Source organism: Streptomyces axinellae (assembly GCF_039532135.1).
GTDB lineage: Bacteria > Actinomycetota > Actinomycetes > Streptomycetales > Streptomycetaceae > Streptomyces > Streptomyces axinellae.
The window spans coordinates 358171-377999 of record NZ_BAAARJ010000006.1 but is presented as its reverse complement, the minus strand read 5'-3'; the positions used below and the strand labels follow the sequence as shown (position 1 = coordinate 377999).

Here is a 19829-nt window from a genome sequence, read left to right as displayed (position 1 = left end):
CGCACTTGCCGACGCGCGCTCACCGGCGCTGTCGGCGCGCGCTCACAGGCGCACCATCACCTCGTCCAGTTCCTTCCTCGTCAGGTCCGGCACCCGGGCCTGTGGGGCGGGGTATCCGACCGGGACGACGTAGGCGCCCCGCTCCTCGGCAGGGCGCTCGCAGATCTCGTTGAGGAAGCGCATGGGGCTGGGGGTGTGGGTCAAGGTCGCCAGGCCCGCCTGGTGGAGGGTGGCGAGGAGGAAGCCGACGGCGATGCCGACCGACTCCTTCGTGTAGTAGGGGCGGGGCGAGTGCGGGCCCTTGTGGACCTCGAAGACGACGATGACGGCGGGCGCGGTCTCCAGGAACGGCTTGTCCGCGTCGGTGCCCAGCGGGGCCAGCGCGGCCAGCCACTCGTCGGAGGCGCGGCGCTCGTAGAATTCGCGCTCCTCGGCCTCGGCCGCCTCGCGCAGCCGCCGCTTGCGTGCCGGGTCGGTGAGGACGACGAAGCGCCAGGGCTGGACGTGGGCGCCGCTGGGCGCGGTGGCGGCGGCGCGCACCGCCCATTCCAGGACATCGCCGGGTATCGGGCGGGCGTCGAAGTCACGGACGGTACGGCGGCGGGACATGATCTCGTAGAAGGACTTGGCACGGTCCTCCGCCTGCTGGGCGGGGACCTCCATCAGCCGGAGCGGCACCGTCGGGTACGGGCCCGGAGCCGGGTTCAGATCCGGGTTCGGGTTCGGGCCGGAGAGCGAGCGAGACGCTGTGGTACGGACCATAGCGGCAGCACAGCACATCCCGGCTCGCCGGAAAAGGCTTGCGAGCGCCAAGTGCGCAGCGTATGGTCCCGGACTGGCCCTGTTGCCGTCGATTGGAGAGGCCGTTGCGTATCTGAGGTCTGAGACACCGTGTGCCCTGTCTGTGTGCCACGAGTGTGACCTCGGAAGCGAGCCGGCCCTTTCTCTCCGCCTCTCCGTCTTCTGACCTCCTGCCTCTGCGGCGTATCGCGCCCGGGGTCCGGTGTCTCCCGCGTTGTTCACCGCCCCGCTCCACCCCGTACGCGATGCGACCCGGAGGTCCCATGAACGCTTTCACCACCCCTGCCCTGACCTGCTCCCGGCTGTCCTTCTCCTGGCCGGACGGCAGCCCCGTCTTCACCGGTTTCGACCTCTCGGTCGGGCCCGGCCGCACAGGGTTGGTCGGGCTCAACGGCACGGGCAAGTCCACCTTGTTGAAGCTCCTCGCCGGAGAGCTGACGCCCCACACCGGCTCGGTCAAGGTCTCGGGTGAGGTCGGCTATCTGCCCCAGAGCCTCACCCTGGACGTCTCCCTTCGCGTGGACGAGGCGCTGGGTATCGACCGCGCGCGGGCCGCGCTGCACGCCATCGAGGCGGGCGACGCGAGCGAGGAGCACTTCACCGCGGTGGGCGACGACTGGGATGTCGAGGAGCGGGCCCGCGCGACGCTCGATCAGCTCGGGCTCGCCCACGTCGGCCTCGACCGCACCATCGGCGAGGTCTCGGGCGGCGAGTCGGTATTGCTGCGGCTGGCCGCGCTGCTGCTGGCCAGGCCGGACATCCTGCTGCTGGACGAGCCGACGAACAACCTGGACCGGCAGGCCCGCCGCCGGCTGCACGACGCGGTCGCGGGCTTCCACGGCGTGCTCGTCATCGTCAGCCACGACCGCGAACTCCTCGACCGGGTCGAGCAGATCGCCGAGCTGCGCGACGGTGCGGTCACCTGGTACGGCGGCAATCTGGCGGCGTACGAGGAGGCTGTGGCCACCCAGCAGGAGGCGGCCGAGCGGATGGTGCGCGCGGCCGAGACGGACGTGCGGCGGCAAAAGCGCGAGCTGGCCGAGGCGCAGACGAAGCTGGCCCGGCGGGCGCGCTACGGCAGCAGGGTCGCCGCCACCAGCGGCGATCCGAAGATCCTGCTCGGCGCCCGCAAGCGCAGGGCCCAGGAGACGGCGGGCAAGCACCGCAATCTGCACGAGCAGCGGCTGGAGGGCGCCAAGGAGCGGCTGGAGGAGGCGGCCGAGCGGGTACGGGAGGACGCGGAGATCCACGTCGAGTTGCCGTTCACCGCCGTGCCACGCGGACGGCAGGTCCTCACCGTGGAGGACGCCGAGCTGCGGACCGGAGCGCGGGTGACCCTGCGGGTGAACGGGCCCGACCGGATCGCGCTCGTCGGCCCGAACGGGGCGGGCAAGACGACGCTGCTGCGGACCCTCGTCGGGCAGCTCGCGCCCGCGTCCGGCGAGGTGCGCACCCATGTGCCGCTGCGCTGGCTGCCCCAGCGGCTGGATGTGCTCGATGACGCCCTGTCCGTGGTGGAGAACGTCTCCCGGCTGGCGCCGGAGGCCAACAACCAGCAGATCAGGTCCCGGCTGGCCCGCTTCCTGTTCCGGGGCGAGCGCGCCGAGCGCGCGGTGGGCACGCTCTCGGGCGGCGAGCGCTTCCGCGCGACGCTGGCCGCGGTGATGCTCGCCGAGCCCGGGCCGCAGTTGCTACTGCTGGACGAGCCGACGAACAACCTGGACATGGCCAGCGTCCGCCAGCTTCGGGAGGCCCTGGCGGCGTACGAGGGGGCGCTCGTGGTCGCCAGTCACGATGTGCCCTTCCTGCGGGAGCTGGGGATTACGCGCTGGCTGCGGCTGGCGGACGGGGAACTGACGGAGGTGGAGCCGGAGGAGTTGTAGCGCGCGGCGGGGCAGCGGGAGCGGCAGCGCGCGGCGGGGCAGCGCTCCGCGGTGCCGGCGGGGCGGTCCGGGAACGGCCGCAGAGAACCGGAGCCCGGACCTGCGCCGCACCCCGCGCTACCGCATGCGGCGCGAGCGGCGCATGCTCTCCCGTATGGGAGATGTGACGCAAGGGAGCAGGAGCAGGAGCGGCAACAGCGGCGGGAGCGAGGGCGGCCGGGCGGCCGTCGTCATCGGCGGCGGCGTCATCGGTCTGACGACGGCGGTGCTCCTGGCCGAGCGCGGCATGTCCGTACGGCTGTGGGATCCGCAGGCGCCGGAGGAGACGACTTCGGCCGTGGCGGGCGGCCTGTGCTGGCCGTACCGGATCGAGCCGCGGGCGCGGGCTCTGGAGTGGGCTGTCCGCTCCTTCCGCCACTTCGCGTGGCTCGCCGAGCAGCCGCCCCTCACCGGGGTCCGGCTGGTGCGGGGGACGATGCCGGACAGTGTGCCGCCGCCGGAGTGGAGCGCTCTCACGGGTACCCCGCCCCGGGCCCCCGTTGTCGATATGACGTCCTATCTCCCCTACCTGCTGGGGCGGTTCGAGGCGGCGGGCGGGCGCTGTGAGCGCCGCGCGGCGCGTTCGCTCGCGGAGGCCGCCGCCGAGGCTCCCGTCGTCGTCAACTGCAGCGGGCTGGGGGCGCGCGAGCTGGTGCCGGATCCTGCCGTGCGCGCCGTGCGCGGGCAGGTCCTCGTCGTGGAGAACCCCGGCATCGAGGAGTGGTACGTGGCCGCGAGCGGCGCGGCAAGCGAGACGACCTATTTCGTGCCGCAGCCCTTCGGGCTGATCCTGGGCGGCACGGCGCACGACGGCGCCGAGGACCGCACGCCCGATCCGGCGACCGCCGAGGCCATCGTGCGGCGCTGCGCCGCGATCGCTCCGGCACTCGCGGAGACGAAGGTCCTCGAACACCGGGTCGGACTGCGGCCGTTCCGCCCTAGCGTGCGGCTGGAGGCCGAGCGCATACCCGACGGGCGCGGCGGCGAGTCCCTGTGTGTGCACAACTACGGGCACGGCGGCGCGGGCATCACGGTCTCGTGGGGCTGCGCGGTCGATGCGGCGCGGCTGGTGGGCCCGCCGATGCGGACGAGCTGAACGGGCCTGCCCTGCTTGGTCTTTCCGATCGTGTCGAGGCTGACGCGGCGGCTGCCCTTGTCCACGGCGGCCAGGAAGTCCTGCTCCTCGGGCTGGGTCGTCCAGCGTGCGCCGTCGGTGCGTTCGAAGCCGGTACGGGGCGGGTCCGCGGCCGGGCGCGGGGCGGGGGCCGCGTGGGCGAGGGGTGCGGTGGCGAGCAGGGGGAGGAGTGCGGCCGCCGTCAGTGCCGCCGTCTTCCGGTGGGCGCGGCTGAAGCGCATGAGCAGGGCCATGCCACGGACGTCAACCGTGCGGCCTCCGGTGCAGAAGAGGCGTGTGTCCACGGGATGGCAATCGTATGACGGATGGTGGCGTGGACATGCAGTGCGCACCGTGAGTACATAGCCTTCGGACGAAGTGACTCCTGTCGCGGAGAAGTTGCAGAAGAGTTGGAGGACTCGTGCGTCACAGACTGATCGTCCCGGGCGCGGTGGCGGCCTCGCTCCTGCTGGCCGTCCCGGCCTCGGCCGCCGAACCGGCCCCGGGAGCGCCGGGCGTGGGCGACCCCTACTACCCGGACTACGGAAACGGCGGATACGACGTCTCCCACTACGACCTGCGGCTCAAGTACCAGCCGAAGTCGGATGCGCTGGAGGGCACGGCGACCCTGCTGGCCACCGCCACGCAGGACCTCTCACGGTTCAACCTGGACTTCGCACTGGATGTCAGCGAGGTACGGGTGGCCGGCAAGAAGGCGAAGTTCACCACCTCCGGCGCGCACGAGCTGGAGATCACCCCGGCAAAGCCCCTGGCCAAGGGCGAACAGGCGACCGTCGTCGTGCGCTACCGGGGCACTCCCTCCAAGGTCGAGGTGAACGGCTTCACCTCGTGGCTGCGCACCCCGGACGGCGGGGTCGCGGCCAATGAGCCGGAGGCCGCCTGGTGGTGGTTCCCCAGCAACGACCACCCCACCGACAAGGCGAGCTACGACGTCAGCGTCGCCGTCCCCGACGGCACCCAGGCCATCAGCAACGGCACGCTCCAGTCGCAGTCCTCGCGCGCCGGATGGACGCGCTACAACTGGCGCTCCCGCGCGCCCCAGGCGACCTACCTCGCGACCCTCGCGGTCGGCAAGTTCGACATCACGCGGGGGAAGACCGACTCCGGACTGCCCGTCATCAACGCCTACAGCAAGGATCTCGGCGAGCACACGGGGGCGGCGCGGGCGAGCGTCGAACGGACCGCCGAGCTGACCGGATGGCTGGAGAAATACTTCGGCAAGTACCCCTTCGACGCGGTCGGCGGCTACGTCCCCAACACGGACACCACCTACGCGCTGGAGACCCAGACCCGCCCCTTCTACAGTCCCGACGACTTCGCCGACGGCTCCAACACCTCGGTCGTCGTCCACGAACTGGCACACCAGTGGTACGGCGACAGCGTCTCGCTCAAGGGGTGGAAGGACATATGGATCAACGAGGGCTTCGCGCGGTACAGCCAATGGCTGTGGTCCGAGGACCAGGGTGAGGGCACCGCACGCGAACTTGCCGACTACGCCTACGCCTCGCACCCTGCCGACGACGCGTTCTGGAAAGTCGAGCCGGGCGACCCCGGCGCGGCCAACCAGTTCCACAGCGCCGTCTACGACCGGGGCGCCATGGCGGTGCAGGCGCTGCGCGAGAAGGTCGGCGACAAGGACTTCTTCGCCATCCTGAAGGGCTGGCCGAAGCAGCACGCGGGCGGCAACGCGAATGTCGGCGACTTCATCGCCTATGCGGAGAAGGTGTCCGGCACACCCTTGGACTCACTCTTCGACACGTGGCTGTACCAGGCATCCAAGCCCGGCGCCTCGGCAGCGGGCGCCGCATTCGCCGACTCGGCACCGAAGCGGCCCCGGTCCTGGAAGCAGATCCAGACCGCGGACCATCCGGTCACCGGATCGCGTTAGCGGGCTCGCCCCCGGCCGCCTCGCGGGCCGGGCCTCTCACCGGGCCGCACGGGCGCGCCGGGCGTAGGGGAGGTATCTGAGGCGCTCCGGCAGGAGCGGAACCGTCCAGGCAAGGAGGCGCCCCAGCCTCCTCAGCCGCCGCTCCTGCCTCACCGTCCACGGCAGCCGCAGCGCCCGGCGCGCCTCGGGCGGCATCATCCCGATGGTCACGAAGCACCGGAACCGCGCGATCCCCGGCATCAGCAGCGGCCACAGCGTCCGAAGCGCCACCCGCACGGCGCGGGGTCCGTACGGCGGCGGCGGAACATCGAGGTTGACCGAGGCCAGCTCGACCGCGACCCCGGTGGGCTCGATCTCCTCGACGAGCATCCGGTTCCAGTACGGCCAGAACTCCTCAAGGGTCTGCGGCATGTCCCGGTCGCTGATGCCCAGGACGCGGCCGACCTGGAGCCACTCGGCGTACAGCTGCCGCTCCTCGGCCGCCGTGTAGGGGCGGCGGCCCAGGTAGCGCTGGGCATGCCGGTAGGTGGGGAATCCGGTGGCGTGTACCCAGGAGTAGTAGGCGGGGGTGAGGGCGTGGTATCTCCTGCCGTGCGCGTCGGTGCCCTGGATCGTCTTGTGCAGCTCGCGCAGCCTGCGCCCCTCCTCGGCGCCCTCCTCTCCCCCGTACACCCACAGCAGAACGCTGCGCACCGAGCGCTCGCCACGGCCCCAGGGGTCGGTGCGGAAGACGGAGTGCTCGTCCACGCCCGCGCCCACGGCCGGATGGGCGACCTGCATCGTCAGCGCCGCGGGCAGCATGAGCAGCATCCGGATCTCGCCCGCCACCTCCCACAGGATGCCGTCCGGCGGCGGCGACTGCGGGTCGCTGCCGCGCGGCCGGTGGCCGGTGCTGTCCGGGTGCCGGGGCGGGGCCGGGTCCGCGGGAGAGTGGGAGTGCGTGTCGCGTGCCGTCACACTTTTCATGATGCATCCGGTGCTTCGCCGACGCGCGGTTCCCGGAGCGCCCGGAGTGCCGAAGGTGCTGTGGGCGTCCGGAGTGCCTGGGGTGCTGAGAGCGCCGGGGGTGCAGCGGGTACCTGGGAGTGCCGGGAGTGTCGGGTGCGATCGGCGGCGGGCGGCGGGTGACGAGAAACCAGGTCACGCGGACACGCGGGCGGCGACGGGGAGCCGGGCCTGGGCCTGGCGAGGTACGCGTGACCGAGCGGATATACCCCTTACTGTCACAACGTGATCACTAACTGAACTATATTGAGGCGACGTTGAACGGAGGGCTGCGGCCCAGCCCTCGCTTCTGCCCGGTTCCGTCCCGAGGACCTGATTGATGACCTCCTCCGAGATATCACCGCCTCCGGCCGCCGGTGCGGCGGGTCGCACGGAAGGGCAGCCGGCCGCGGCACCAGGGGCGGCGACGGGTACGGCCCTCGCGCTGCTGGCCGCTGTGGTGGTCACCGCCGTCGCCTGGCTGAGCGCCGTCCACGCCGCGCCCAACTCCGGTCGGGTACCGGTCGCCTGGGGCGGCGGTGTCGCCGGACTGGTGCTGTGTGCCGCCGCCGTCGTCGCCGCGCACTCCCTGCTCACCGCGCGGACGCTGCGCGCCCGGCTCGCCGCCAGGGACGCGGAGGCCGCCCAACGGCAGGCGGCGGACGGGTACTTCGCGGGCGAGGTCGTCCCCGCCGTCGTCAAGCGGCTGCGCGAAGGCGGCTCGGCCGAGACGGCGCTCGCCGAAGCTCCCCCGGTGGCCTCCGAGGCCCAGCGCGAGGTCCTGGTCACCTTGGCGACCGAGGTGCACGGGGGCGAGAGCACACGGGCCGCCGCCATGTCGGCGTGCGCCAACGCGGCGGGCCGCGTCCAGGCGCTGGCCACGAGCATGGCCGCCGACCTGCGCGAGATGGAGCACCGGCACGCGGACGAGGACGTACTCGGCGACCTGCTGCACCTGGACCACCGGACGGCGCAGACCGGACGTATAGCCGACTCCATCGCCGTGCTGACGGGGGCGCGTTCGGGTAGGCGCTGGGCCAAGCCGATCGTGATGGAGAGCATCCTGCGCGGCGCCATGGGCCGCATCAGCGGCTATCGACGCGTGCGGCTGCACTCCACCAGTACCGTCGCCATCGCGGGGCACGCGGCCGAGGGCGTGATGCACGCGCTGGCCGAACTGATGGACAACGCGGCCAATTTCTCGCCGCCCACCTCCGAAGTGCACGTCTACGTCGAGGAGGTGGCCGCGGGCGCCGTCATCACCATCGAGGACGGCGGCCTGGTCATGGGTGAGGTCGCGCTGCGCCGCGCCCAGCAGGCCGTCTCCGCCGAACACGGCGACCTCACGACACTGTCCGGCACCCGCCTCGGTCTCGCCGTCGTGGGCCGGCTGGCACGCAAGCACGGCCTGTCGGTCGCCTTCCGGCCCTCGGCGCACGGCGGCACGGGAGTTTTGGTGCGGGTCCCGCGCGAGCTGATCGCCGAACCGCGCGCCGAGGACACCCGGACACCGCCGCACGGCACCCCGCGCGGCACCGTCGCAGCGGGCCGCGGCGCCCGGCCGACCGTCCTGTCGCCGCCCCGGGAACCGGCCGCCGCCCACGGCGGCGACAGGGTGGGCGAGGGCGGCACCGCCGACAGCAGCCACGGACCGGGTGACAGTTCCGGCACGGGCGAGAGCCGTGACGCGGGCGGCAGTCGTGGCGCGGGTGACGGGGGCACCTGGGGCGGGCACGGGCATGCCGTCGCGCCGCCGCCGCTGGAGTTCGGCGAGAGCGGGCTCCCCAAGCGGCGGCGGGGGCAGACGCTCGCCGCGGTCGCCCGCTCCGAGGCCACCCCCGCGCGGAGCGGCACCCCTGGACCGTCCGGCCCCGACAGCCCCTCCCCCGCCGATCCCACCGGCCCCACCGGTTCCTCGGGGCCCGCCCGTGCCGCCGACTCCGCCGGTGCACCGGGCTCCCCCGGCACCGAGATGGACCGCGCCCGGTCCCGGCGCCCGTCCGGCGCGCGATTCGGCGACTTCCGCCGCGCCGTGCAAGGCGGCAGCCCGTCCGAAGAGACCAGCCGGACCTCTGCCGCTCCGGCCTCCTCCCCCGCCCGTTCCTCTCCCCTCTCGGAGGACGACACCGAATGATCACTGACAGCAAGCTCGACTGGCTGCTGGAGAGTCTGCTGGAACGTACGCCCGGCGCCCGGCATGCCCTGGTGCTCTCCCGCGACGGACTCAAGCTCTGCCGCACTCCGGAGCTGTCCATCGACCAGGCCGACCAGCTCGCGGCCATCTCCGCCGGTATCCAGAGCCTCTCCCACGGCGCCTCCATGGAGTTCGGCGACGGCAACGGCGGGGTGCGGCAGGCCATGGCCGAGTTCTACGGCGGCATCCTGTTCGTCGTGGAGGCGGGGGACGGCGCGCATCTGGCGGTCGTCGCCGACGAGGACTCCGACGTCGGGCTGATCGGCCACAACATGAACGAACTGGTCGAACAGCTCAGCGAGTACCTCAGTTCACCGCCCCGTGTGCCCGCCCCCGGTGACGGGCACGGAGGCGGACCAGCATGAAGCGGCCGGGCCGGGACGACAACCCGGACCGGCTGTACACCGTCACCGGCGGTCGCAGCCGTTCCGCCGCCGGGGCGGACGCCTTCGACCTGGTGACACTCGTGATCAGCGAGAGTGAGCCCGTGCGCGGCATGCAGTCGGAGCACGCCGCGATCCTGCGCGTCTGCCGCTTTCCCACGGCGGTCGTCGAACTGGCCTCGGATCTCGGCCTGCCCGTGAGTGTCGTCCGCATCCTGCTGGGCGACCTGCTCGCCGAGGGGAAGATCACCGCCCGCCATCCGCGCAAGGCGACCGCCGCCGGCGCGCTGCCCGACCCCGACCTCCTGAAGCAGGTGCTCGTTGGACTCCGCAACATCTGAAGCGCTCCCGGGGACGATGCCTGATCCCGAGACCAGGCCGCCGCTGCAGAGCACGGCCGCGCACGGGCTGAAGATCGTGATCGTCGGCGGGTTCGGGGTCGGCAAGACGACCATGGTCCGCGCCGTCAGCGACATCCGGCCCCTCAACACCGAGGAGACGATGACCCGCGCCGGAGAGAGCGTCGATGACCTCGCCGACGTCCGGGGAAAGACCACGACCACGATCGCGTTCGACTTCGGACGGATCAGCCTCGACGAGCAGACGGTGCTCTATCTGTTCGGCGCACCCGGCCAGGAGAGGTTCTGGTTCCTGTGGGACCGGCTGTTCTCGGGCACGCTGGGCGCCGTGGTCCTCGTGGACACCCGCAGGCTGACCGACTCCTGGTATGCGATCGACCGGCTGGAGGCGCACGGGACCCCGTTCATCGTCGCCTGCAACGACTTCGGCGGGCCCCGGCACACCTCCCAGCAGGTGCGCGAGGCGCTCGACCTGTCCGAGGAGATCCCCCTCGTCGAGTGCGACGCGCGCTCACGGGAGTCCAGCCGGGACGTGCTGCTCGCGCTCGTCCACCATCTGTACGCCCTGTCCACCGCGCGCGCCGCCCGGGAGACCGCTCCGTGACCAGCCCGCGCCACAGCACCACGACCTCCGCTCCCGCGGGCTGCCCCGCGCACCAGGACGCCGGTGCGGATGCCGGTGCGGACGCCAGTGCCGGTGCCGAAGCGGTGGCGCTGATGGGGCCGAGGTTCCGCAACAACGGGCGCTCCCGCCTCTACCGGGACCTGCGCGCCGAACACGGCCGCATCGCTCCTGTGACGCTGCCGGGCGAGGTACCCGCCTGGCTGGTGCTCGGATACCGCGAACTCCACCAGGTCACCACCGACTCCGGGCTCTTCAGCCGGGACTCGGCCCTGTGGGACCAGTGGCCCCGCATCCCCGCGGACTGGCCGCTGCGGCCGATGATCGGCAAGCAGGCATCCGTCCTCTACACCGTCGGAGAACGCCGTCGGCACCGCACCGGACGGTCACGGCGGCCACGACGGCAAGGCCGGTCAAGCCGGCAAGGCCGTCGATCTGAAAGCGGCGTTCGCCTACCCGCTGCCCATGGCCGTCATCGGCAGCCTGCTGGGCATCGACACGGCCCGGATCCCGCGGCTGCGCACCCTCTATGACGGGTTCTTCAGCAGCGTCACTCCCGGCGAGGAGGTGCAGGCCATCATCGCCGAACTGCGCTCCCTGTTCGAAGCTGTGCTGGCCCGGAAGAAGGAGTCGCCCCGCGACGACCTGACCAGCGCACTGCTGGCCGCTGCCGAGGAGGGCGACTCACTCAGCGACGAGGAGGTCCTCGCCACCGTCCAGGTCCTGATCACCGCGGGTCACGAGACGACGATCAGCCTGATCGTCAGTGCGGTGGTGGCCCTGCTGACCCATCCCGAGCAGCTGGCCCTCCTGCGCTCGGGCTCGGCCTCCTGGGAAGCGGCCATCGAGGAGACTCTGCGCTGGGACGCGCCGACCACGCACGTACTCATCCGCTTCGCGACCGAGGACCTGGAGGTGGGCGGCACCCGCGTCGGGAAGGGCGAGGCGGTGATCATCAGTTACGGCCCCATCGGCAGGGACGATTGGCAGCACGGCGCCTGCGCCGACCGGTTCGACATCACCCGCGCCCCGAGCCGCCATCTGTCCTTCGGCCACGGCCCGCACGTGTGTCCGGGGGCGCCGCTCTCCCGGCTGGAGGCCCTGGTGGCACTCCCGGCGCTCTTCGAGCGCTTTCCGGATCTGCGGCTGGCCATCGACCCCGCCGAGTTGCGCCACAAGCCGGCCGTCACCCAGAACGAGCTGTACGAGCTTCCGGTGCTGCTGCGCTGACGGCGGTTCGCGCCGGCGCTGCCAGCGGCTCTCACGGGGCTGACAGCGGCTCGCACGGGCGCGAGCGGATCCTCGTCGCGCCGGAGCACCGGTTTGGCGCCCTGCGGAGCGCCGAAACGCGGGAATGCCGGAACACCGGGATGCGAGCGGCGAGCCGGTGCACCGGATTTCGGTGCACCGGCACGCGACGCACGGTGCCGGGCGAGCTGATCGCAGCGCGCCCGGCACCGTTCACACCGGCTGGCGGCGGGGAGTGCGGCACCAGTGCCCCTCCCGGCGAGCTTTGCCGATCAGAGCACTAGTCCCGCACTCCCGCGCCGGATTCCGCGCTCTCCTGCGCCGCTGACGCCACGCGCCGCCGTACCGCGTACCAGCCGACGACCAGCGCGACGGCGATCACGGGCACGAGCAGCACCGTCTTGCGTCCCACGTCCGGGTCGTTCCACATGAGGGCGATGACGCCGAGCAGGAACGCGATCGTCACGTACTCGGTGTACGGCGACCCTGGCAGCCGGAAGGACGGCCGCTCGACGAGCCCCGCCTTGGAGCGGCGGACGAACACCAGGTGACAGAGCATGATCGTGCACCAGGTGCTGATGATGCCGAGCGAGGCGATGTTCAGCACGATCTCGAACGCCTTGCCGGGCATGGCGTAGTTGAGACCGACACCGGCCACGCAGACCGCCGAGGTCAGCAGGATGCCGCCGTAGGGCACCTGGCTGCGGTTCATCCGGGCGGTGAACTTCGGTGCTGAGCCGGCCATCGCCATGGAGCGCAAAATGCGTCCGGTCGAGTACAGACCGGAGTTGAGGCTGGACATGGCGGCGGTGAGGACGACGAGGTTCATCACGTCTCCCGCGCCGTCCACTCCCAGCTTGGAGAGCACCGTCACGAACGGGCTCTGGCCGTCCTTGTACTCGCCCCACGGCAGCAGGAGCGTGAGCAGCACCACCGAGCCGACGTAGAAGAAGCCCACCCGCCACATGATGGCGTTGACGGCCTTGGGCACGACCTTGTGGGGCTCGGCGGTCTCACCCGCCGTGACTCCGACCAGTTCCACGCAGGAGTAGGCGAAGACGACACCCTGCATGACGATGACCACGGGCATCACGCCGTTGGGGAAGACCCCGCCGTGGTCGGTGATGGAGCCCAGTCCCGGCGTGGAGCCGCCGACCGGGTGCTGCGTGGCCAGCAGAACGATGCCGATGATCATGAAGAGGACCAGCGCGGCGACCTTGATCACCGCGAACCAGAACTCCAGTTCACCGAAGATCTTCACGGAGATCATGTTGATCGCCAGGACCACGGCCAGCGCGATCAGCGCCAGCACCCACTGCGGGACGCTCGTGAAGAAGCTCCAGTAGTGGGTGTAGAGCGCGATGGCGGTGATGTCGGCGATGCCGGTGGTCGACCAGTTGAGGAAGTACATCCATCCGGCGACGTAGGCGCCCTTCTCGCCGAGGAACTCGCGCGAGTAGGAGACGAAGGAGCCCGAGGACGGGCGGTGCAGCACCAGTTCGCCCAGTGCCTTGACGACAAAGAAGGCGAAGAGGCCGCAGACGGCGTAGGCGATGGCGAGAGCGGGGCCCGCCGAGGCGAGGCGCCCTCCCGCTCCGAGGAAGAGTCCGGTACCGATCGCCCCGCCAATGGCGATCATGTTGATGTGGCGTGCTTTGAGGTCCTTGCTGTAGCCGGTGTCACCGGCATCCGGTGCAGGACTGGTGCCCTGTCCTTGGGCTCCGTCACCTCCGCCTGGTTGCGGGGGAACCGTGCCCTGGACGACGTCGTTGCTCACAGTTAGTTGGTCCAACTCACTCTGGTATGGGCTTGCCGGGATCGGCCGCCGTGAGTCCACGGCTGCGGACCAAGGCGTCACCTTTCCCTTCAGCGGCCAACTATGCGGTGGTGGATCTCACACAAGGGATCTTGTCACACACAATCTCCATAGAATCCGCCGATTACCCGCCGATAACTGTCCGAGATGACACAGCGGCGAAGTTTGGGCGAACTCGCCTTCCCGGGCTCCGCGACGGATGCCGGGGTGCGCGCGGAGCGGACCACCGGAGGAGAGGGCATGCCGTCTCCGCAGCCACCCCCCGCCCCCGCCAGACCCCCAGCCCTCTCAAGCCCAAAAACGGTTACTGGCAGGGAACTTCGGCGCCGTCGCGGGCGTGCGCCCGATGGCCGCTCCGGATACCGGTCGGAAAGTTTCACAGGGGTGGTGAGACAGCAATACTGTTGAACATGATCGGCAGGTACGGGCGCCGGGTCAGCGGTGAAGGTGACGAGAGGGGCGGGGCGCATGGAGCCAGAGACCGGGACGCCAGAGGCCGGGACGACGGATCGGCTCACCGTGGACCAGCTGGCCGCCCGCGCGGGCGTCACCGTCCGCACCATCCGTTTCTACAGCACCCGCGGGCTGCTGCCGCCACCCGCGATCGGCCCCCGCCGCGTGGGTCACTACGGCTCGGACCACCTCTCCCGGCTGGCGCTGATAGAGGAGTTGCAGAACCAGGGCATGACGCTGGCCGCCATCGAGCGCTACCTCCAGCGGCTGCCCGGCGACCTCAGCGCGCACGATCTGGCCATCCACCGCGCCGTGGTCGCTTCCTGGATGCCGGACACGGTGGATGAGACGACACGCGAACAGCTGGAGGGCCGCGTCGGGCGGCGGCTGACCGGCGAGGACCTCAAGCGCCTGGAGGCGATGAGCGTGCTCGCCGCCACGGAGGATCCGGAGGTCTTCCGGGTGGATCCGGCCCTGGTGCAGCTGGGAGTTCGGCTCTTGGACGTGCCGATGTCGCTGGAGGCGATCCTGGCGGCGCGCGAGGTGATGATGGAGCACACCCGCTCGGCAGCACGGGAGTTGAGCCGGCTGTTCAAGCGGGAGGTGTGGGACCCCTACCGCGAACTGGAGTCGGACCCCGAGCGGGTGGAGCGGATGAAATCGCTGTCCGCGCACATGCAGCCCATGGTGGTGCAGGCGCTGGTGACGGCCTTCCAGCGCTCGATGAAGGAGGAACTGCGGGACGCCTTCCCGGAGGAGAGCATTCCGCAGACAGGACCGGACTGAGTCCTCCGGGGAACGGGCGCGGGAGGGCGGGGCAGGGCCCGGCCCCGGGCAGGGGACCCGGCCCCGGGCAGGCGGGCCCCCAGGCCGGTGCCCAGGGCGGGTCCCTGTGCCCGGGACCGGGTGCCTGATACCTGGTGCTGGGTGTGTGGTACGGGGTGTCTGGTACTCGGGAGGTGTCTGGTGTCTGGTACCGAGGAGGTGCCTGGCGCCCGCGGACGGGCAGGATGCCGGGTCAATCGGTCACGGCGTCGGCGAAGGGCTCGCCCTTGCCGGCCTTTTCCACGAGCAGCGCCGGTACGGCGAACCGCGCGCCGTACCGCTCCTCCAACTCACGGGCGCGGGCCACGAATCCGGCGGGCCCGCCCTCGTAGCCGTTGATGTACTGGATCACGCCGCCTGTCCACGCCGGGAAGCCGATGCCCATGATGGAGCCGATGTTGGCGTCCGCGACCGAGGTGAGGACGCCCTCCTCGAAGAGCCGGACCGAGTCCAACGCCTCGGAGAAGAGCATCCGTTCCTTCATGTCCTCGAAAGGGATGTCCGGATGCTGCTTCTTGGCGAAGTGTTCGCGCAGGCCCGGCCACAGCCCGGTGCGCTGGCCGTTCTCGTCGTAGTCGTAGAAGCCGGCTCCGCCGCTGCGGCCCGTGCGGCCGAAGTCCTCCACCATCCGGTCGAGCACCGCGTCCGCCGGATGCGGGGGCAGTTCCTTGCCCTCGGCGCGGAGTGCCTGCCGGGTCTCGTCGCGGATCTTGCGCGGCAGGGTCAGCGTCAACTCGTCCACCAAGGAGAGCACCTTGGCCGGGTATCCGGCCTGGGCCGCCGCCTGTTCGACGGTGGCGGGCTCGACGCCCTCGGCCAGCAGCGCCATGCCCTCGTTGAGGAAGTGGCCGATGACGCGGGAGGTGAAGAAGCCGCGGGAGTCGTTGACCACGATCGGCGTCTTGCGGATCTGCCGTACCAGGTCGAAGGCGCGGGCCAGGGTCTCGTCACTGGTGGCACGGCCCTTGATGATCTCGACCAGCGGCATTTTGTCCACGGGCGAGAAGAAGTGCAGCCCGATGAAGTCCTGCTCGCGGGCTACTCCTTCGGCGAGCGCGGTGATCGGCAGGGTGGAGGTGTTGGAGCACAACAGTGGGTGGTCTCGGCCGGAGTCCCCGGAGTCCCCGGAGTCTCCGGAGGCGTCGGGAGCGACGAAGTCCCGGGTCTCTTGGACCTCTTGGACCTCTTGGACTTCCTGGAAGACCTTGCGCTTGAGCGCGGGGTCTTCGAACACGGCCTCGATCACGGCGTCGCAGCCCGCGACGGCCTGCGGATCGGCGGTCGGGGTGATGCGGGCGAGCAGCGCGTCGCGCTTGGCCTCCGTCGTCCTTCCGCGCGAGAGCGCTTTGTCCAACAGCCGCGCCGAACGCGCCTTGCCCTTCTCGGCTGCCTCCTGGGAGACGTCCTTGAGAACGACCTCGATACCTGCCTTCGCGCAGGAATAGGCGATTCCGGCACCCATCATCCCCGCCCCGAGCACCGCGACCTTTCGGACCTGACGCTCCGGGACGCCACGTGGGCGGCTGCGGCCGGCGTTGACCGCCTGGAGATCGAAGAAGAACGCCTGGATCATGTTCGTGGAGATGCGGCCCGTGGCCAGCTCCACGAAATACCGGGCCTCGATCACCTGTGCGGTCTCGAAGTCGACCTGGGAGCCCTCGACTGCGGTGGCGAGGATGTTGCGCTGTGCCGGGTACGGGGCCCCGCCGGTCTGCTTCTTGAGGTTGGCGGGGAAGGCCGGCAGGTTCGCGGCGAACTTCGGGTGCGCCGGGGTGCCGCCGGGGATCCGGTAGCCCTTGACGTCCCAGGGCTGCTGGGATTCGGGGTGGGCCTCGATGAAGGCGCGGGCCGCCGCCAGCATTTCCTCGCGGGTCTGAACGACCTCGTGGACGAGGCCGACATCCCTGGCCTCGGCCGGTACGTACTGCTGCCCTTGGAGGAGCACCTTCAACAGCGCGTCGGCGATGCCGAGCAGCCGGACGGAACGGGTCACACCGCCGCCCCCGGGGAGCAGCCCGAGGGTCGCCTCGGGGCAGCCGATCTTGGACCCCTTGGCGTCGAGCGCGATCCGGTGGTGGCAGGCGAGTGCGATCTCCAGCCCGCCCCCGAGCGCCGCACCGTTGATCGCGGCGACCACGGGCTTGCCCATAGTCTCGATCCGGCGCAGGTCCCGCTTGACGCGCATGCCACCGTCGAAGATCTCCCGCGCGTTCTCGGGGCGGGCCCGGATGAGCAGGCGCAGGTCGCCACCGGCGAAGAAGGTTTTCTTGGCGGAGGTGAGGATGACGCCGCGCACGCTGTCGCGCTCGGCCTCCAACCGGTCCGCCACGGCGGTGAGGGAGGTCTGGAAGGCGGCGTTCATGGTGTTCGCCGACTGGTCCGGGTCGTCGAAGGTGAGGGTGACGACGCCTTCGCTGTCGAGGTCCCAGCGGATGGTGGTGGACTCGGGCATTTCTGGTCGTCTCCAAGGTGGGTGGTGCGGACCGGGTCTCCCGCGCGGCCCGGCGTGGCGGCCTTGCGGGGCGAGTCGGACCGGGGCGGGGCCGGAACGGGGGCGGGAGTTGCCCGTTCCGGGGGCTGAACCCCTGGCACGGGGCCAGGAGGCTCCGACGGGGGCCGGGGACAGGGTGCGGTGGCGGGCGCAGAGCCTCGGTGCGGCCCTGCCTCAGAGGCGCTCGACCACGGTGGCGGCCCCCATCCCACCCCCTACGCACAGCGTGACCAGGCCGTATCGCTGATCCCTGCGCTCCAGTTCGTCCACGACGGTGCCGAGGATCATCGCGCCCGTCGCGCCCAGCGGGTGGCCCATGGCGATGGCTCCACCGTTGACGTTCACCTTTTCCAGCGGGAGGTCCATATCGCGGGCGAAGCGCAGGACCACTGCGGCGAACGCCTCGTTGATCTCCACGAGGTCGATGTCGTCCACGGTCAGTCCCGCCTTGGCCAGCGCCTTGCGGGACGCGGGCGCGGGGCCGGTCAGCATGATCGTCGGCTCGGCGCCGGAGACGGCCGCCGAGAGGATACGGGCTCGCGGCCGGAGGCCGAAGCGCTTGCCCACCTCCGCGTTCCCGATCGCGACCAGCGCCGAGCCGTCGACGATCCCCGAGGAGTTGCCCGCGTGGTGCACGTGGTCGATCCGCTCGACCCAGTGGTACTTCTGCAGCGCCACCGCATCGAAACCACCCATATCGCCGACGGTGGCGAAGGACGGGCCGAGCGATGCCAGGGAGTCGGCGGTGGTGCCGGGACGGATGTGCTCGTCGTGCTCCAGCACCGTCAGCCCGTTGCGGTCGCGCACGGGGACGACGGAGCGCTCGAAGCGGCTGTCCTTCCACGCCGCAGCGGCCAACTCCTGGGATCGGGCGGCGTATTCATCGACGTCGCGGCAGCTGAATCCCTCGATGGTGGCGATGAGGTCGGCGCCGATCCCCTGCGGCACGAAGCCGGTCTCGAAGTTGGTCATGGGGTCGGCGAACCAGGCGCCCCCGTCGCTGCCCATCGGCACCCGGGACATGGACTCGACGCCGCCCGCCAGAACCAGGTCCTCCCAGCCCGAACGGACCTTGGCCGCCGCCAGGTTGACGGCTTCGAGGCCGGAGGCGCAAAAGCGGTTCTCCTGGACCCCGGCGACCGTGTCGGGCAGGCCGGCGGCGATCGCGGAGATCTTGGCGATGTCGGAGCCCTGGTCGCCGATGGGGCCCACCACGCCGAGCACCAGGTCGTCGATGGCGGCCGGGTCCAGGCCCGGCAGGCGGCGGCGCATCTCGTGGATGAGCCCGACGACGAGATCGACCGGCTTGGTGCCGTGCAGTGCGCCGTTGGCCTTGCCCCGCCCGCGAGGGGTGCGGATGGCCTCGTAGACGAACGCTTCGGTGGTCACGGGGTGCCTTTCGTCGGTGCGGGGCTGAGACAGCGGGTCCGGATGGCAGGGGCGAGGGGGTCGGGGGCCGTGGGGTCAGCGGGCGGACGGTGGCACTGAGGACGGCCCTCCCGGATCGGCGGCGCCGGCAGCTGTCAGAGACGGGACGTCCCAGTCGCGAGCGATTTCCGCCGTGTGGGCGCCTGGCCTGGCCGGCCCGCTGGAGACTCCGGTGGGCGTGGCGGAGAAGCGGGGGGCGGGTGCGGGCTGGGTGATCCCGCCGTACCGGATGAAGGTGCCGCGTGCGGCCAGATGAGGGTGTTCCGGCGCTTCGGTCAGGGAGAGCACGGGGGCCACACAGGCATCCGACCCCTGGAAGAGGTCCGTCCACTCCTGGCGGGTGCGGGAGGCGAACCGGGCGGCGATGGCCTCACGCAGCGCCCCCCAGGAGGCGGGATCATCACGCAGCGGTGCCTCCTCCTCGATACCGAGGACGCGCATGAACTCCTCGTAGAACGGGCGCTCCAGCGCGCCCACCGCCATGAACCCGCCGTCCGAGGTGGCGTAGGTGCCGTAGAAGGGGCAGCCGCCGTCGAGCAGGTTGGCGGCGCGCCTGTCCTGCCATCCGCCCGCGGCGAGCATGCCCTGGATCATGGCGGTCAGATGGCTGGTGCCGTCCACGATCGCCGCATCGACCACTTGCCCCGCGCCGCCCGGGAGTCCCGCGTGGCGGAGGGCGGCCAGAACACCGATGACGAGATACAGAGCGCCTCCCGCGTAGTCGCCGAGCAGATTGGCGGGGGCGACAGGCGGCCCTTCAGCGGCGCCTGTCATGCCCAGGGCGCCGGTGACGGCGATGTATACGAGGTCGTGGCCGGCGCGCTGCGCGAGCGGCCCTTCCTGACCCCATCCGGTCATCCGGCCGTACACGAGCCGGGGGTTGCGGACGAGGCAGACCTCGGGGCCCACCCCGAGGCGTTCGGCCACGCCGGGCCTGAACCCCTCGATGAGCACGTCGGCGCGCTCTGCCAGCGAGAGGACCGCCTCGACTCCCGAGGGCTGTTTGAGGTCGAGGACGACCGAGCGCTTGCTGCGGTTGGTGACGTCATGCGGGGGCGAGGCCGCGAGGCTGCCACCGCCGGGCCTGTCGACGCGGACGACATCGGCCCCCAGGTCGGCCAGCGTCATCGCGGCGAAGGGCCCAGGACCGATACCGGCCAGCTCCACCACGCGCACGCCCGCCAGCGGTCCGGCTGCCGTCATCAAGCCCCCAGCGATGTGACACAACTGATGTAACACCAGGAATGCTAAGAACGGCTCTTCCATTCCACAAGCCCCGC

At 71.2% G+C, this 19829-nt stretch carries 16 protein-coding genes and 1 pseudogene; 10 read left to right on the top strand and 7 right to left on the bottom strand.

What is annotated here, in order from left to right:
• Positions 1-42: 42 nt before the first annotated feature.
• Positions 43-762: a nitroreductase family protein gene (locus tag ABD339_RS11785; RefSeq protein WP_425575963.1), complete on the bottom strand. Its 720-nt coding sequence runs from the start codon at positions 760-762 to the stop codon at positions 43-45.
• A 302-nt stretch (positions 763-1064) separates the two neighbouring features.
• Here ABD339_RS11785 and ABD339_RS11780 point away from each other — a divergent pair, with 302 nt between their 5' ends.
• Both ABD339_RS11780 and ABD339_RS11775 read left to right on the top strand, forming a co-directional pair.
• Positions 1065-2684, top strand: a complete 1620-nt coding sequence (locus ABD339_RS11780; RefSeq protein WP_344564999.1) for an ABC-F family ATP-binding cassette domain-containing protein — start codon at positions 1065-1067, stop codon at positions 2682-2684.
• A 154-nt stretch (positions 2685-2838) separates the two neighbouring features.
• Entirely contained in the window at positions 2839-3819 is a 981-nt protein-coding gene (locus tag ABD339_RS11775) for an FAD-dependent oxidoreductase (RefSeq protein ID WP_344564997.1), read from the top strand.
• On the opposite strand, the pseudogene ABD339_RS11770 reads toward ABD339_RS11775, so the two are convergent.
• Positions 3795-4079: pseudogene (locus ABD339_RS11770) on the bottom strand (carboxypeptidase); the annotation flags it as partial. The gene ABD339_RS11775 and the pseudogene ABD339_RS11770 sit on opposite strands and share 25 nt — an antisense overlap.
• A gap of 179 nt (positions 4080-4258) precedes the next feature.
• Between ABD339_RS11770 and ABD339_RS11765 the strand changes: the two are divergent.
• Entirely contained in the window at positions 4259-5746 is a 1488-nt protein-coding gene (locus ABD339_RS11765) for a M1 family metallopeptidase (RefSeq protein ID WP_344564995.1), read from the top strand.
• Positions 5747-5782: 36 nt separating this feature from the next.
• Here ABD339_RS11765 and ABD339_RS11760 read toward each other — a convergent pair whose 3' ends face one another.
• Positions 5783-6703 carry an oxygenase MpaB family protein gene (locus ABD339_RS11760; RefSeq protein WP_425575962.1) on the bottom strand — a complete coding sequence of 307 codons (921 nt, stop codon included), beginning with the start codon at positions 6701-6703 and terminating at the stop codon, positions 5783-5785.
• Between the two features lie 367 nt (positions 6704-7070).
• Between ABD339_RS11760 and ABD339_RS11755 the strand changes: the two genes are divergently transcribed.
• The 6 genes from ABD339_RS11755 to ABD339_RS11730 are packed head-to-tail and all read left to right on the top strand — an operon-like array spanning position 7071 to position 11518.
• Complete coding sequence (locus ABD339_RS11755; RefSeq protein ID WP_344564993.1) at positions 7071-8864, top strand: sensor histidine kinase; 1794 nt, start codon at positions 7071-7073, stop codon at positions 8862-8864.
• Positions 8861-9289, top strand: a complete 429-nt coding sequence (locus ABD339_RS11750; protein WP_344564991.1) for a roadblock/LC7 domain-containing protein — start codon at positions 8861-8863, stop codon at positions 9287-9289. The genes ABD339_RS11755 and ABD339_RS11750 overlap by 4 nt, the downstream gene beginning before the upstream one ends.
• On the top strand, positions 9286-9648 hold the full coding sequence (locus ABD339_RS11745; RefSeq protein WP_344564989.1) for a DUF742 domain-containing protein: 363 nt from the start codon (positions 9286-9288) through the stop codon (positions 9646-9648). The genes ABD339_RS11750 and ABD339_RS11745 overlap by 4 nt, the downstream gene beginning before the upstream one ends.
• The gene (locus ABD339_RS11740) at positions 9629-10270 is read left to right on the top strand and encodes a GTP-binding protein (RefSeq protein WP_425575961.1); all 642 of its coding nucleotides are present in this window, start codon (positions 9629-9631) and stop codon (positions 10268-10270) included. The genes ABD339_RS11745 and ABD339_RS11740 overlap by 20 nt, the downstream gene beginning before the upstream one ends.
• On the top strand, positions 10267-10821 hold the full coding sequence (locus ABD339_RS11735) for a hypothetical protein (RefSeq protein ID WP_344564985.1): 555 nt from the start codon (positions 10267-10269) through the stop codon (positions 10819-10821). Before ABD339_RS11740 ends, ABD339_RS11735 begins: the two co-directional genes overlap by 4 nt.
• Positions 10754-11518: a cytochrome P450 gene (locus tag ABD339_RS11730; protein ID WP_344564983.1), complete on the top strand. Its 765-nt coding sequence runs from the start codon at positions 10754-10756 to the stop codon at positions 11516-11518. Before ABD339_RS11735 ends, ABD339_RS11730 begins: the two co-directional genes overlap by 68 nt.
• A gap of 298 nt (positions 11519-11816) precedes the next feature.
• Here ABD339_RS11730 and ABD339_RS11725 read toward each other — a convergent pair whose 3' ends face one another.
• Positions 11817-13313 (bottom strand): amino acid permease, encoded by a 1497-nt coding sequence (locus ABD339_RS11725; protein ID WP_344564981.1) that lies wholly within the window; start codon positions 13311-13313, stop codon positions 11817-11819.
• A gap of 507 nt (positions 13314-13820) precedes the next feature.
• Between ABD339_RS11725 and ABD339_RS11720 the strand changes: the two genes are divergently transcribed.
• Positions 13821-14591 carry a MerR family transcriptional regulator gene (locus ABD339_RS11720; RefSeq protein WP_344564979.1) on the top strand — a complete coding sequence of 257 codons (771 nt, stop codon included), beginning with the start codon at positions 13821-13823 and terminating at the stop codon, positions 14589-14591.
• 232 nt (positions 14592-14823) lie between these two features.
• On the opposite strand, the gene ABD339_RS11715 is transcribed toward ABD339_RS11720, so the two are convergent.
• The 3 genes from ABD339_RS11715 to ABD339_RS11705 form a co-directional block, all read right to left on the bottom strand.
• Positions 14824-17082 carry a 3-hydroxyacyl-CoA dehydrogenase NAD-binding domain-containing protein gene (locus ABD339_RS11715; protein WP_344564977.1) on the bottom strand — a complete coding sequence of 753 codons (2259 nt, stop codon included), beginning with the start codon at positions 17080-17082 and terminating at the stop codon, positions 14824-14826.
• Positions 17083-17295: 213 nt separating this feature from the next.
• Positions 17296-18510 (bottom strand): acetyl-CoA C-acetyltransferase, encoded by a 1215-nt coding sequence (locus ABD339_RS11710; RefSeq protein WP_344564975.1) that lies wholly within the window; start codon positions 18508-18510, stop codon positions 17296-17298.
• Between the two features lie 75 nt (positions 18511-18585).
• Entirely contained in the window at positions 18586-19752 is a 1167-nt protein-coding gene (locus ABD339_RS11705; protein ID WP_344564973.1) for a CaiB/BaiF CoA transferase family protein, read from the bottom strand.
• Positions 19753-19829 lie beyond the last annotated feature (77 nt).

Bases quoted from the DNA above. Each gene is read 5' to 3' on its own strand.
- ABD339_RS11780 (WP_344564999.1), top strand. From the start codon at position 1,065: ATGAACGCTTTCACCACCCCTGCCCTGACCTGCTCCCGGCTGTCCTTC.
- ABD339_RS11785 (WP_425575963.1), bottom strand. From the start codon at position 762: ATGGTCCGTACCACAGCGTCTCGCTCGCTCTCCGGCCCGAACCCGAAC.
- ABD339_RS11730 (WP_344564983.1), top strand. From the start codon at position 10,754: ATGGCCGTCATCGGCAGCCTGCTGGGCATCGACACGGCCCGGATCCCG.
- ABD339_RS11750 (WP_344564991.1), top strand. From the start codon at position 8,861: ATGATCACTGACAGCAAGCTCGACTGGCTGCTGGAGAGTCTGCTGGAA.
- ABD339_RS11715 (WP_344564977.1), bottom strand. From the start codon at position 17,082: ATGCCCGAGTCCACCACCATCCGCTGGGACCTCGACAGCGAAGGCGTC.
- ABD339_RS11705 (WP_344564973.1), bottom strand. From the start codon at position 19,752: ATGACGGCAGCCGGACCGCTGGCGGGCGTGCGCGTGGTGGAGCTGGCC.
- ABD339_RS11755 (WP_344564993.1), top strand. From the start codon at position 7,071: ATGACCTCCTCCGAGATATCACCGCCTCCGGCCGCCGGTGCGGCGGGT.
- ABD339_RS11720 (WP_344564979.1), top strand. From the start codon at position 13,821: ATGGAGCCAGAGACCGGGACGCCAGAGGCCGGGACGACGGATCGGCTC.
- ABD339_RS11745 (WP_344564989.1), top strand. From the start codon at position 9,286: ATGAAGCGGCCGGGCCGGGACGACAACCCGGACCGGCTGTACACCGTC.
- ABD339_RS11775 (WP_344564997.1), top strand. From the start codon at position 2,839: ATGGGAGATGTGACGCAAGGGAGCAGGAGCAGGAGCGGCAACAGCGGC.